This is a genomic window from Methylosinus sp., from assembly GCF_036560965.1.
Taxonomy (GTDB): Bacteria; Pseudomonadota; Alphaproteobacteria; order Rhizobiales; family Beijerinckiaceae; genus Methylosinus.
Map to the genome: position 1 here is coordinate 49,851 of NZ_DATBQF010000070.1, position 13,170 is coordinate 63,020.

Consider the following 13,170-nt stretch of genomic DNA (forward strand, 5'->3'; position numbering starts at 1 on the left):
GGAGACGCGACGATGCATGAAGACGAAGTTCCGTGGGAACTACGACGCCTCGACGCCGCCGCGACATTCGCGGCGCGTTGCAAGGAGCTGTATGCCGAAAATCCTTATTCGGAGCCGCCGCTGATCGGCGTCGTCAATGATCTCATGACCGAACTTTGGGACCGTGGCTTCAGCCAGTCCGAAATTCGCGAGGCGTTCCTGGGAGCGATAGAGGATATGCCGCGTTACGCCGCTGGAGAAGAAAGACGCGGCGGTGGCTGATTATTGGTAGACGCCTTCACTTCATACCGGCTCTCGCCCCTTCGCGCGCGCCGGCGGCGGCGCTTCCTCCGCCGGCGCCTCCACGACGCCGCGGCAAATCTCCACGATCTCGCGGCGCAGCCAGGCGTGGGCCGGCTCGCGATCTTGCAGCGAGTGCCAGACCATCAAAAGGTCATAGGGCGGGAACTCGATCGGTATCTCCAAAATCTTCAGCGGCGCCAGACGCACGAAATGCTCGGCGATGCGCAGCGGCAGCGAGAAGACCAGATCGCTGCTGGCCAGGATCCAGGGCGCCGAGAGAAAATTCGGCACGACGAGCGAGACCTTGCGCGCGAGGCCGCGCTGCTCCAGCCAATCGTCGATGATGCCGGTGCCGGCCTCGCGCCGCGACATCAGCATGTGCCGCGCCGCCACGAATTGCTCGAGCGTCGGCTCGTCGCTCGGAAAATCCGGATGGTCCCGCCGCACCAGCGAGACGATGCGATCCGTGTAGAGCCGCTCGCGGCGCACATAGGGCGTCGAATCCAGGATCACGTCGAAGCCGATGACGAGATCGACATCGCCGGCGTCGGCCGCCTCGCGCAGCGAGCCGGAGGTCTGCACGAGATGAATCTCCACATTCGGCGCCTGGCGGCTCACCGATTTCATCAGCGGCGGCAGCAGGCAGAATTCGACATAATCATTCGTCGCAATGGTGAAGCGCCGCTGCGTCGCCGCCGGCGAAAACTCCTTCGAGCCGCGGATCACCTGCTCGACCTCGTTCAATATGGCCGCGACCGGCTCGACGAGGGCGAGCGCGCGCTGCGTCGGCTTCATGCCCTGCGGCGTCTTCACCAGAACCGGGTCGTCGAGCTGCTGGCGCAAGCGTTGCAGCACATGGCTCATCGCCGATTGGGTGATGAACATCTTCTGCGCCGCGCGCGACACATTGCGCTCCTCCATCAGAAAATCGAAGGCGACGAGGAGATTGAGATCGAAGTTCCGCAGCTCGGTCATGTGTCAGCCTTCCGCCCCTCGCGCGAGCCATGATCACGCGTGAAGATGACGCCAGAACGGCGCCCGCCACGCCACTGAATATTTTCGATAGCATGATGAAAACAATGCATTTTACGTGAGAACGAGACGGACCTTACCTCTCCTGACGGCCGCGCGGAAGGGCGCGCGGACGCAAGACGACAAAAGGAGAGAAATATGAGCCTCACCACGGAGACGGCCGGCAGGGCCGGCGTCGCGGACGACGTCGACGCCATCGTGAATATGAAGCCGTTCTGGATCGGCGCCGCGGCGCTCTGCACATTCTACCTGATCGTGCGTATTTACGAGCAGATTTTCGGCTGGCGCGCCGGCCTCGATTCCTTCGCGCCCGAGTTCCAGACCTATTGGCTGTCGATCCTCTGGACCGAGATCCCGCTGGAGCTCGTCGCCGGGCTCGGCCTCGCCGGCTATTTGTGGAAGACGCGCACGCGGGACATGTCCGCGGTGACGCCGCGCCAGGAGCTGCGCGCGGTGGTCGACAATCTGAAATGGCTGACCATCTACGCCATCGCCATCTATTGGGGCGCGAGCTTCTTCACCGAGCAGGATGGCACCTGGCACATGACGGTGATCCGCGACACCGATTTCACCCCGTCGCATATCATCGAATTCTACATGAGCTATCCGATCTACTCGATCATGGCGGTGGGCGCCTTCTTCCACGCCAAGACGCGCATCCCCTATTTCTCCAAGGGCTATTCGCTTCCCTATCTGATCGTCGCCGTCGGCCCGTTCATGATCATCCCGAATGTCGGCCTCAATGAATGGGGCCACACCTTCTGGTTCATGGAGGAGCTGTTCGTCGCGCCGCTGCATTGGGGCTTCGTCTTCTTCGGCTGGATGGCGCTCGGCGTGTTCGGCGTCGTGCTGCAGCTGTTGATGCGCATCAAGGCGCTGCTCGGCGAGGACGGCGTGGAGGCGGTCATCGGCTGATCCCACACGCCAGCCGCCGCCTCCGGCGACGGGCGGCTTTCCGTCTCCGATCATGCTCCCGGGGATAGGGAAAGCGAGCCGCTCCGCGCGCCGCCCGAAGGGGCGAGGCGAGGGGCGGCTTTCGTGCATCGCGGCCGCGGCGTCTCGCAACCGCGAAAGCGAGACTGCGCAAGAATTGGACAATCACGAAAAACCCCAGGTTTTCCGGGCGATTCGAGCCGACGGCTGCGGCTTGACACGAAATGGCGCTGCCCATATGTTGCGCGCGGCTCGAACGACTAGGCCTCCCGGCCCTTATCGCGTCGCGTCGAAATCCCTTCCGTCGCCCCCTGTCCGGGCGTTTCTTCGGCGATCATCTATGCTGCTCGCGCGCGCTCACCAGCTTTTGCGCGAGGGAGAGAGCCGATGAGAACGGACAAGAACGAGAGCGACAACGACAACGAGCTGCGCGCGAGGCTGGAGAGGCTCCAGGCCGCGCTCGGCAGCAAGGAGGCGGAGCGACGCGTCGAGACAGGCGGAGGATTGCCGGTCGGCGGGTCGTTCGGAAAGGCGTTGAGCGCGGGCTTCACCGTGCTGTCCGAATTCGTGGCGGCGATCCTCGTCGGCGCGCTGATCGGTTGGCAGGCGGATCTCTGGCTCGGCACCAAGCCGTGGCTGCTGGTCCTGTTCCTGGGGCTCGGCGTCGCCGCCGGCTTCTACAATGTGTTTCGCTTCGCTGCGCCGAAAGACGCGCGAGGCGGCGGATGAAACGGGCGGCCCGACTTCCTCGGCGCCGCGGAGATGAAGGGCCGGGCGCGCCGTCCGGATCGAGCGATGAATCCTATCGAGCAGTTCGAGCTCCAACGCATTGCGCCTTACTTCATCAACGGCGTCGACGTCTCCTTCACCAATTCCGCCCTCTACATGCTGCTCGCGGCGGCGGGGGCCATCATCCTCACGCTGTTCACGACGTCCAAGCGCGCGCTGGTGCCGGGCCGTGGACAGGCGCTCGCCGAAGTTCTCTATGAGTTCGTCGCCAATACGGTGCGCCAGACGGCGGGCAAGGAGGGGATGCGCTTCTTCCCCTTCGTCTTCACGCTGTTCACCTTCATTCTGGTGTCGAATCTGATCGGCCTCGTCCCCTACACCTTCTCGCTGTCGAGCCAGATCGTCGTCACCTTCGCCTTCGCGGCCTTCGTCATCACTCTGGTGGTCCTCTACGGGCTCTATCGCAACGGCTTCGGCTTTCTGAAGCTCTTCGTGCCGCATGGCGTTCCGGCGCCGGTGCTGGTCGTGCTGATCCCGATCGAGATCATCTCCTTCCTCTCGCGCCCGGTGTCGCTCTCCGTTCGTCTCTTCGCGAACATCCTCGCCGGCCACATCACGCTGGCGGTGTTCGGCGGCTTCGTGGTGATGCTGCTCGGCGCCGGCGCCTGGGCCGCGCTCGCGCCCATCCCGATCCTCGCGGTCGTGGCGATGTATGCGCTCGAGCTGCTCGTCAATTGTCTTCAGGCGTTCGTCTTCGCCGTCCTCACTTGCGTCTATCTCAACGACGCGATCCACCCGGGCCACTGATAAACATCCAACAATAAATGGTCGCCCACTGAAAAGAGCAGGAGTTACCAATGGCTGATGCTTCTTCCTTCCAGCTGATCGGCGCGGGTCTCGCCGCGATCGGCACGGGCGCCGCCGCTATCGGCGTCGGTCTGATCTTCGGCAATTTCGTCAATGGCGCGCTGCGCAATCCGTCGGCCGCGGCCGGCCAGTTCACCAACGCCATCATCGGCGCGGCGCTCGCCGAAGGTCTCGGCATCTTCGCGTTTCTGATCGCGATCCTGCTCTATCTGAAGTGATTTGTCGCGAAGGCCCGGGGCGAAGCGTCCCGGGCCTTCGTCGCATCTCTTACGCACTCGAGAGGTTTCGGAGCCGTCATGGCGAATATCGTTCTCGCCGCCGCCGAGGAAGCGGCGCCGCACGCCGCGCAGGGCGCGACGCATGGGACTGTCGAGCACGGCAGCGCCGAGCATCACGGCGGGGGTGACTTTCCGCCCTTCGACACGAATAATTTCGCGCCGCAGCTCGTCTGGCTGGCGCTGATCTTCGGCGCCCTCTACATCCTCATGTCGCGCATCGCGCTGCCGCGCATCGGCTCGATCCTGAGCGAGCGCGAGAGCCGCATCGAGAGCGATCTGTTCGCCTCGCGCGAGCTGCAGGGCAAGGCCCAGGCCGCCTCCGCCGAGCATGACGAGACGCTGCGCGCCACCAAGGCGCAGGCGCAGGAGATCGGCCGCGTCGCGCAGCAGCAGGCCTCCGCCGAGACCGCCTCTCGTCGCGCCACCGAGGAAGCCGCCTTCGCCAAGAAGGTCGCCGAGGCCGAGGCGCAGATCCTCGCCGCCAAATCCGAGGCGCTGTCGCATGTCGAGCAGATCGCCACCGAGGCGGCCGGCTCCATCCTCGAGAAGCTGACCGGCGCCCGCCTCGCCGCTGAGACGCTGCAGAGCGAATTCCGCACCATCAAGGCCAGCTGAGCAGAGGATAAGCCATGCATTACGACGCGGAACTTTTCGTCGCCATCGGCTTCGGCATTTTCCTCTGCGTGCTCCTCTATGTGGGCGCGCATAAGAAGCTCGGCGCCGCGCTCGACACGCGCGTGGATCGTATCAAGAGCGAGCTCGCCGAGGCCGAGCGTCTGCGCAGCGAGGCCGAGAGCCTGCTCGCCTCCTTCGAGAAGAAGCGTGAGGACGCCGAGACCGAGGCCAAGGCGATCGTCGCTCAGGCCAAGAGCGAGGCCGAGCTGCTGGCCGCCGAGGCGCGCCAGCGCCTCGAGGACTATGTGACCCGCCGCACCAAGCAGGTCGAGGGCAAGATCGCCCAGGCCGAGGCGCAGGCCGCCGCCGAAGTGCGCGCCAGCGCCGCCGACGCCGCGGTGAAGGTCGCCGAGGCCGTGCTGCGCAAGGGCGTCGCCGGAACCGATTTCGTCGCCGCCGGCATCGCGGATGTGAAGTCGCTGGCGCACTGACGCCCGTTTCACCACGGACAAAAACAAAACGGCCCGAGGTCACGCGACCTCGGGCCGTTTTGTCGTTTTCGAGGCCCGCCCCCGAGGCCCGCCCCTTTGTCCGCGCCCTGGCGGTCTTCCGTTTCGAATGACGTCGAGACCGATCAGCTTCTTTTGTCTCTGAGCTCAGGCCGCGCGCGCCAGCTCCGGCGAAACGGAGCGGAGCGTCGTCGCGTCGCGCGCGCCGGCGCCCGAGACGCGGCCCTGCGCGCCCGCGAGCGCGTCCTTCGAAAGCTCGAGGCCGAGGAAGCGCTCGCGCTCCACCGGCCCCGGCATGATCAGCGCATCCGTGAAGCGCCGGTCGAAGCCGAAGCGCGCATAATAGGGCGCGTCGCCGACCAGCAGCACCGCGCGATGATTGCGGGCCGCGGCGCGGCAGAGGCCTTCCTCGATCATGGCGGCGCCGAGCCCCAGCGAACGATAATCGCGCGCGACCGCCAGCGGACCGAGCAGCAGCGCCGGACGGCCAGCGCCGGCGAAGATCGGCCACAGGCGCATGGTGGCCACGACACGATCCTCGTCCTTGGCGACGAGCGCGAGGCCGCGCGCCGGCATGCGCCCTTCGCGAAGGCGCTCGCAGGTCTTCAGAAAGCGCGCCGGGCCGAAGGAGGCGTCGAGCAAGGCTTCGCGCGCCGCGACATCATCCGGCGTTTCGTCGAGGATATCGAAGGCCGGACCGCGAGCCTTCAGGCTCGCCGCCGCAATCTCCGGAGCGAGCGCGAAGGCTCGCGGCGCAGGCTGATGACAAGAGAATTCAAAGGCCATCTCTTCCCCCATTCGAGGACGGACGACCCTCGCGCCTGGCGCGCATGCGCGCGCCCGCCGAACGGGACTGACGATAGGGCGGATCGAAATGCGAGGGGGAGCCCCCTCACAGGCGCGTCAGATGACGAAGGATTCGAGCGGCGGGAAGCCGTTGAAGCCGACCGACGAATAGGTCGTCGTATAGGCGCCCGTTCCTTCGATCAGCACTTTCGAGCCGATCTCCAGGCTGATGGGAAGGAGGTAAGGCACCTTCTCATACAGCACGTCGACCGAATCGCAGCTCGGCCCGGCGATGACGCAGGGCGTTGTCGCGGAGCCGTCCGCCTCGGTGCGGATCGGATAGCGGATCATCTCGTCGGTGGTCTCGGCGAGGCCGTTGAACTTGCCGATGTCGAGATAGACCCAGCGCACGGCGTCGTCCTCGGACTTCTTCGACACCAGCACCACCTCGGCCTCGATGATCCCGGCGTTGCCGACCATGCCGCGGCCGGGCTCGATGATCGTCTCCGGAATGCGATTGCCGAAATGCTTCGACAAGGCCCGGAAGATCGCCTGCCCATAGGCCTTCACGGCCGGGACGTTCTTGAGGTAGCGGGTCGGAAATCCGCCGCCGAGATTGACCATTTGGAGCTGGATTCCGCGCTCGGCGAGATCGCGGAAAATCGCCGAGGCCGACTTCAGCGCCCCGTCCCACATGCCGGGATCGCCCTGCTGCGAGCCGACGTGGAAGGAGACGCCATAGGCGGAAAGGCCCAGCCGATGCGCATGCTCGAGGACGCGCGGCGCCATATCCGGCGCGCAGCCGAATTTGCGCGACAGCGGCCATTCGGCCCCGGTTCCGTCGCAGAGGATGCGGCAGAAAACCTTGGAGCCGGGCGCGGCGCGGGCGATCTTCTCGACCTCCGCCTCGCAATCGACCGCAAACAGGCGAACGCCCAGCGCATAGGCGCGGGCGATGTCGCGCTCCTTCTTGATCGTGTTGCCGAAGCTCACGCGATCGGGCGTCGCGCCGGCGGCCAGCGCCTGCTCGATCTCGACGACGGAGGCGGTGTCGAAGCAGGAGCCGAGCGCGGCGAGCAGAGACAGAACCTCTGGCGCCGGATTCGCTTTGACCGCGTAGAACACGCGCGTGTCCGGCAGCGCCTTGGCGAAGCTCGTGTAATTGTCGCGCACGACGTCGAGATCGACGACGAGGCAGGGGCCGAGGTCGCGACCGGCGCGACGGCGGGCGTCCAAAAATTCGCGAATGCGATCCGTCATTTGCGGCATCCCCAACGAAGTCGCGGCAGTCGAGCCGCGGAGTGGCCAAGGGCTTCGATCGGATACACGACGCCGTTTGCGCAGGCGCGGTGGAGGCGCGCTGCACATCGAGACGATCGCGTTCCATGACCGCCCGCGGCCGCGCCAAAGGCGAAGCCGAGAACGGTCGGGTGATGCGCCGTCGGCTAGACGAGGCGCGGACGCGCATGTCCAGACGGACATGGAATCCGAGTCGAATAGCCATCGCTTGGAAGGAAAGTTTTTCCCTTCCGCACGCCCGGCAAGAAAGACAAGCCTCTTCGGTACGTCGGCCTTTGGAGGGCCGACAGAGACGAAAAAGCCCGGTCCGTCGTTGCTTTAAGTCGCGATCCCTCGCTCAGGCGAGGTTCGCCGGTTTCGCCTCCGGCTGCCGGTTTTATTCCGATGGTTGACCGGCCTCTTGTCCGGATCCCCATCGACCGACACACGACCACAGGCACGTGCGAAAGTGGGCGAGAACGTAAATACGCGCTTTCGCCGCCTCTGCAAGAGCTTTTTCGAGCAGGCGTGCATTTTTCGCCCGATCGCGCCAGGCGGGCGCCAGGCGGCGTCGGGAGGTGCGCCGTCTTGCGGGCGGCCGCAAAGCCGGATAGGCAGAAGCACGGACGGGGCCGGCGGCGGCGGGCCGTGCTCCGAGGACGGGTCCGGCGTCCCCAAGAACGCCCGATTCGTCTGTGACCCGAAGACGGGCTCCGCTCGTCCTTTTTTCCGGAAACCGACTGAAATGATCGACATCACACGCCGCCGTCTTCTCGGCGCGATGGTCGCGGCGGGCGCGCAGGCCGCGCCGCTCGGGCGCGTCGTCGCGCAAAGCGTCCAGAACGGGCAAGGATCGCGCTTCGGGCTCGAGGATGTGGCGCGCCGCGCCCGCGACCTCGCCGGCGCGCCGTTCGAGGCGGCTCCGCCGCAGCTGCCGGAGGAATTGGCGAAGCTCGACTTCGACTCCTATCGCGATCTCCGCTTCCGGCCCGAGAAGGCGTTTTTCTCGAATATTCCGGGCTCCTTCCGGCTGCACACCTTTCATCTCGGCTTTCTCTACAAGCGCCCGGTGACGGTGAACACGATCCGCGACGGCATTCCGACGCCCATTCCCTATTCTGCGGCGTTGTTCGACTATGGCCGCAACAAAATCGAGAAGACGCTGCCGATCAATATCGGCTTCGCCGGCTTCCGCCTGCATTTTCCGCTCAATGATCCGCATGTGCACGACGAGGTGATCTCCTTCCTCGGCGCGAGCTATTTCCGTTTTCTCGGCCGCGGCCAGCGCTATGGCCTTTCGGCGCGGGCGCTCTGCGTCGATTGCGGCGACAATTCGGAAGTCTTTCCCTTCTTCCGCGAATTCTGGATCGAGACGCCGCAGCCGGGCAGCAATCGCATCACCCTCTACGCGCTGCTCGACGGCGAGGCGGCGACGGGCGCCTATCGTTTCGATGTCGTCACCGGCCAGGAGAGCACGATCGACGTGCAGGCGACCTTGTTCCCGCGTCGCAAGGCGAAATTCGGCCTCGCGCCGCTCACCTCCATGTATCTCACCGGCGAGAACGATCGCCGCATGCGCGACGGCTTCCGCACCGAGCTGCATGATTCGGACGGATTGCTGGTCCACGGAGATTCGAAGGAGTGGCTCTGGCGTCCGCTCGCCAATGCGCCCATCGCGCGGCTCACCACCTTCTCCGATCCCAATATTCGCGGCTTCGGGCTGATGCAGCGCGACCGCAATTTCGAGGCCTATCAGGACATAGACCTCGCCTATGAGCGCCGGCCGAGCTATTTCATCGAGCCGCAGAACGCCTGGGGCGAGGGGGCGGTCGAGCTGCTCGAATTGCCGACGCTCGACGAGACCAATGACAATATCGTCGCGGCCTGGGTCGGCGCGCAGCCGCTCGAGGTGGGCAAGGCGTTCTCCTACGCCTATCGCATCACCTCGCTGCTCGATCTGCCGCGTCTGTCGCCCAATGGCCGCGCGGTGAACACTTTCGAGACGCCGGCGCGGGCGCTCGGCTCGGGCGAGCCGATGACGGTCGGCGCGCATCGCTTCATCGTCGATTTCGCCGGCGGCGATCTGCCCTTCTACGCCAATGATCCGTCTCAGGTCGAGGTCGTCGCCTCGGCGGCCAATGGCGTCGTCATCCGCTCGAGCGTCGCCGCCAATCCGCATATCGACGGCATGCGCGTGATGTTCGACGTCGCGGTGAAGTCCGGACAGACGGCGGATATTCGCGCCTTTCTCAAGGCCGGCTCGCAGACCTTGACCGAGACCTGGACCTACCCCTGGACCGCGCGCTGATTCGCCGCGCGGCTCAGACCGCGAGGCTCAGCTGTGGATCGGCGCTCGCGCCGGCGGGAGCGAGAGACGAGAGCGTGACGCCGAGCAGGCGCACGCCCTTCTGCGAGGGAAACAGCGGATACAGCAGGGCGCGCGTCGCCGCCTCCAGCGCGGCGCGCGAGACGATCGGCGCCGCGCTGGTGCTGCGGCGCGTGATCTGCTGAAAATCCGCGTATTTGACTTTGAGCGTCACCGTGCGTCCGCCGATGCGCGCGCCCTCGCAATGCGCGAAGACGCGCGTCACGATGGGCGCGAGCGCGGCGACGGCCTCGTCGAGCGCGAAGAGATCGCTGGCGAACGTCACCTCGGCGCCGATCGATTTGCGAATGCGGTCCGGCCGCACCGGGCGTTCGTCGACGCCGCGCGCGATTCCGTAATAATAGCTCCCCGATTTGCCGAAATGCCGCTGCAGAAACGGCAGCGTCTGGGCGCGCAGATCGAGCCCGGTCTCGATGCCGAGCGCGTTCATCTTCTTCGTCGTCGCCGGCCCGACGCCGTGGAATTTGCCGATTTGCAGAGCGGCGACGAAATCGGCGCCCATGCTCGGCGTGACGACGAAGAGTCCGTCCGGCTTGTTTTGATCCGAGGCGAGCTTGGCGAGAAACTTGTTGTAGGAGACGCCGGCGGAGGCGGTCAGGCGCGTCTCCTCGCGAATGCGCGCCCTGATCTCCTCGGCGATGCGCGTCGCCGATGCGAGTCCCTTGCGATTTTCGGTGACGTCGAGATAGGCCTCGTCGAGCGAGAGCGGCTCGACGAGCGGCGTGTAGTCGAAGAAAATCGCGCGAATTCGCCGCGAAACGTCGCGATAGACGTCGAAGCGCGGCGGAACGAAGACGAGCTCGGGACAGCGCCTCATCGCCGTCACCGAGGGCATCGCCGAGCGCACGCCGAAAGCGCGCGCCTCATAGCTCGCGGCAGCCACGACGCCCCGCGCGCGCGGCGAGCCGACGGCGACGGGCCGCCCGCGCAATTGCGGATTGTCGCGCTGCTCGACCGACGCATAGAAAGCGTCCATGTCGACGTGGATGATCTTGCGTTGCGACGCCATGGTGCGAGCGACGTCATCTCTGGGCGGCGCCATCGCGAGCGAGGCGTCGAGCGGAATGTCTCGAGGCCGCAGAGTCTCACGTCGGTCCGCCGGATTCAATATGCGGCGCGGCCTCCGTTACCGACCCGGCCTTGACGATCGCGCCGCCCCTCCAATTTGTCCACAATGGCGCGCTTAGACGCGTCGAAAGGGAGCGCCGGCGCAAGCGACATGCGGGAGACCTTATCGGCCTTTTTAGACGCGCAGCTCGATTTCATTTTCTTTTTCTATGGCTTGGCGTTTCTTTTGCTCGGCGCGATCTGCTTCGCCGCAGCCGGAGAGGGCCCGCGCCGCGCGGGCTGGGTCACGCTCGCCTTCTTCGGCTATGCGCATGGCGCGGTCGAATGGCTCGATCTGCTCGCGCTCGTCATCGGCGACGGCCCCGCTTTCGCGCTGGCGCGCAAGGCGCTGATGACCGGCTCCTATCTCCTTTTGCTAGAATTCGCGCGAATGGAGGCGGGAGCGTTCGGCGCCGGCAAGCCGGGCCGATGGATTCATATTCCGCTGGCGCTGGTCGTCGCCGTGGTCGCGGCCGGCGCCGGTCTCGCCAGCGCATCGGCGGTCGCGCGCTACATCATCGGCTTTCCCGCGGCGCTCGGCGCAGCGCTCGTTTTCGCCGGCGGCGCGCGGACGCTCACCGTCGCCGCGCGCCGTTACGCCTATCTCGCCGCCGCCGCCTTCGCGCTCTACGCATTTTGCGCCGGACTCGTCGTCGCGCCGGCCCCGTTCTGGCCGGCCAGCGTGCTCGACAGCCGCCGTTTCGTGGCGGCGACGGGCGTTCCGATCCAGCTGCTGCGCGGACTGCTCGCCTGCGGCATCGCTTTTTCGGTGTGGTCGATCCGTCAGCATCAGCTGGCGCTCGAGCTCTCGTCGCGGCGCTTCGCCACTTATCTGCGCCGGCAGTTCGTCTGGACCGTCGCGGCGATGATGGCGATCCTGCTCTGCGGCTGGGGCCTCACCGATTTTCTCGGCGCGATCTATCAGCGCAATATTCAGGAGGAGACGCGCAGCGATCTCGATCTGCTCGCCAGCCGTTTCGTCGGCGAGACCGCCGCCCTCTCGGGAATGACGGCGACGCTCGCGGGCTCGCCCTCGGTGCGGCCCGGGCCGGAGGGCGACGCGCCGCAGGCGAGCGAGGCCGCGCGAATCACGCTCCGGCTGCATGTCGAAGCCTCCGGCGCGGAAACAGGGCTGCTCCTCGACGCCTCCGGCCGCATCGTCGCTGCGGCCGCGGCCGCGGCCGCGGGAGAGGCCGCGGCGAGCGAGGGCGATTATGCGTCGAAGCGTCCGTTTCGCGAGGCGATCGGCGGCGTCGCGAGCCGCTGCATGACCTATGATCCGGCGGATCGCGGCGTGGTCTTTCATGCGAGCGCGCCGATCCGCGATGCGGGCGGCGGCGTCGTCGGCGTCGCCACGCTCGCAAAGCCGCTGGTCGCTCTGCAGGCCGATCTGCGTCGATTCGACCGGCGCTATTTTCTTCTCGACGCCGATGGCGTGGTGACGATGACCAATCGCGACGCCCTCATGCCGCGGCCGATGTGGCCGCTCTCGCCGGACCGGCTGCGCGAGGTCGAGCGCCGCTATGGCCCGCTCGACGATCGGCCGCTGCTCGAGCGAGAGCTCGGCGAATCCAATTGGGTCACGCTGGAGGGCGAGCAAGGCTACGAGCAAGGCTACGTGCGGCGGCGCTTCATCGACACGGAGGGCTGGTCGGTGGCGATCGCGACGCCGACGCGCGAGCTGTTCGCCTCGCGCGTGCTCGGCATCGTGGTCACGCTGCTCGTGACGATGATGACCTTGATCTATCTCATCGGACAGGAGCGCCGGCTGCAGGACGGCATACAGATGGAGAAGCGCCTGCGTCTGCAGGAGCTGGCCCGCGACCTCGGCCAGCAGGCGGTGACCGACCGGCTCACCGGCCTGTTCAACCGGCTGAAGTTCGATCAGGCGCTGGCCAGCGAGATGCTGCGCGCGCAGCGCTATGGCGCGCCGCTCTCGCTGGTGCTCTTCGACGTGGATAATTTCAAATCCATCAATGACGCCCATGGGCATCAGATCGGCGACCGCACGCTGGTGCGCCTCGCCGAGGCGATGGCGGGGCTCGTGCGCGGGACCGATATTCTGGCGCGCTGGGGCGGCGAGGAATTCGCGCTGCTGACGCCGGGCGTGGACGGCGCCGCGGCGCTGAAGGCGGCCGAGAAATTGCGCGCCTCGATCGAGACGCTCGACGTCGACGGCGTCGACGGGACCACATGCGGCTTCGCGATCACATGCAGCTTCGGCGTCACGCAATTTTCCGACGAGGATCGGGCGGAGGATTTCGTCGGCCGCGCCGATGAGGCGCTCTATCTCGCCAAGCTGCGCGGCCGCAATCGCGTCGAGATGGTCACGCGCTCGCCGGCCGCCGGCGGCCTCGCTTGAGCGCGC

13 protein-coding genes are annotated in these 13,170 nt (G+C 66.3%); 9 read left to right on the forward strand and 4 right to left on the reverse strand.

The window, feature by feature from the left end; all coding sequences use genetic code 11:
• Nucleotides 1–12 precede the first annotated feature (12 nt).
• Nucleotides 13–261: a hypothetical protein gene (locus VIF40_RS18555; RefSeq protein WP_331939002.1), complete on the forward strand. Its 249-nt coding sequence runs from the start codon at nt 13–15 to the stop codon at nt 259–261.
• 21 nt (nt 262–282) lie between these two features.
• Here VIF40_RS18555 and VIF40_RS18560 read toward each other — a convergent pair whose 3' ends face one another.
• Nucleotides 283–1,257: a LysR family transcriptional regulator gene (locus VIF40_RS18560; protein WP_331939003.1), complete on the reverse strand. Its 975-nt coding sequence runs from the start codon at nt 1,255–1,257 to the stop codon at nt 283–285.
• A gap of 195 nt (nt 1,258–1,452) precedes the next feature.
• Between VIF40_RS18560 and amoC the strand changes: the two genes are divergently transcribed.
• The 6 genes from amoC to VIF40_RS18590 all read left to right on the forward strand — a co-directional run bounded on the left by amoC (nt 1,453) and on the right by VIF40_RS18590 (nt 5,227).
• Nucleotides 1,453–2,229 carry a bacterial ammonia monooxygenase, subunit AmoC gene (amoC, locus tag VIF40_RS18565; protein ID WP_331939004.1) on the forward strand — a complete coding sequence of 259 codons (777 nt, stop codon included), beginning with the start codon at nt 1,453–1,455 and terminating at the stop codon, nt 2,227–2,229.
• Nucleotides 2,230–2,634: 405 nt separating this feature from the next.
• On the forward strand, nt 2,635–2,976 hold the full coding sequence (locus tag VIF40_RS18570; protein WP_331939005.1) for an AtpZ/AtpI family protein: 342 nt from the start codon (nt 2,635–2,637) through the stop codon (nt 2,974–2,976).
• A 66-nt stretch (nt 2,977–3,042) separates the two neighbouring features.
• Nucleotides 3,043–3,783: a F0F1 ATP synthase subunit A gene (locus tag VIF40_RS18575; RefSeq protein ID WP_331939006.1), complete on the forward strand. Its 741-nt coding sequence runs from the start codon at nt 3,043–3,045 to the stop codon at nt 3,781–3,783.
• 50 nt (nt 3,784–3,833) lie between these two features.
• Nucleotides 3,834–4,061 (forward strand): F0F1 ATP synthase subunit C, encoded by a 228-nt coding sequence (locus VIF40_RS18580; RefSeq protein WP_159728953.1) that lies wholly within the window; start codon nt 3,834–3,836, stop codon nt 4,059–4,061.
• A gap of 78 nt (nt 4,062–4,139) precedes the next feature.
• Nucleotides 4,140–4,736, forward strand: coding sequence for an ATPase (locus VIF40_RS18585; RefSeq protein ID WP_331939007.1), 597 nt, complete (start codon nt 4,140–4,142; stop codon nt 4,734–4,736).
• Nucleotides 4,737–4,750: 14 nt separating this feature from the next.
• Complete coding sequence (locus VIF40_RS18590; RefSeq protein WP_331939008.1) at nt 4,751–5,227, forward strand: ATP F0F1 synthase subunit B; 477 nt, start codon at nt 4,751–4,753, stop codon at nt 5,225–5,227.
• A gap of 165 nt (nt 5,228–5,392) precedes the next feature.
• Here VIF40_RS18590 and VIF40_RS18595 read toward each other — a convergent pair whose 3' ends face one another.
• Nucleotides 5,393–6,031: an N-acetyltransferase gene (locus VIF40_RS18595; RefSeq protein WP_331939009.1), complete on the reverse strand. Its 639-nt coding sequence runs from the start codon at nt 6,029–6,031 to the stop codon at nt 5,393–5,395.
• Nucleotides 6,032–6,148: 117 nt separating this feature from the next.
• Nucleotides 6,149–7,291: a type III PLP-dependent enzyme gene (locus tag VIF40_RS18600; protein ID WP_331939010.1), complete on the reverse strand. Its 1,143-nt coding sequence runs from the start codon at nt 7,289–7,291 to the stop codon at nt 6,149–6,151.
• Between the two features lie 763 nt (nt 7,292–8,054).
• Between VIF40_RS18600 and VIF40_RS18605 the strand changes: the two genes are divergently transcribed.
• Entirely contained in the window at nt 8,055–9,617 is a 1,563-nt protein-coding gene (locus VIF40_RS18605) for a glucan biosynthesis protein G (RefSeq protein ID WP_331939011.1), read from the forward strand.
• Nucleotides 9,618–9,630: 13 nt separating this feature from the next.
• Here the strand turns inward: VIF40_RS18605 and dinB are convergent, their stop codons facing one another.
• Complete coding sequence (gene dinB / locus VIF40_RS18610; protein ID WP_331939012.1) at nt 9,631–10,704, reverse strand: DNA polymerase IV; 1,074 nt, start codon at nt 10,702–10,704, stop codon at nt 9,631–9,633.
• 210 nt (nt 10,705–10,914) lie between these two features.
• Between dinB and VIF40_RS18615 the strand changes: the two genes are divergently transcribed.
• Nucleotides 10,915–13,164, forward strand: a complete 2,250-nt coding sequence (locus VIF40_RS18615) for a diguanylate cyclase (RefSeq protein ID WP_331939013.1) — start codon at nt 10,915–10,917, stop codon at nt 13,162–13,164.
• The last annotated feature ends 6 nt before the right edge of the window (nt 13,165–13,170 follow it).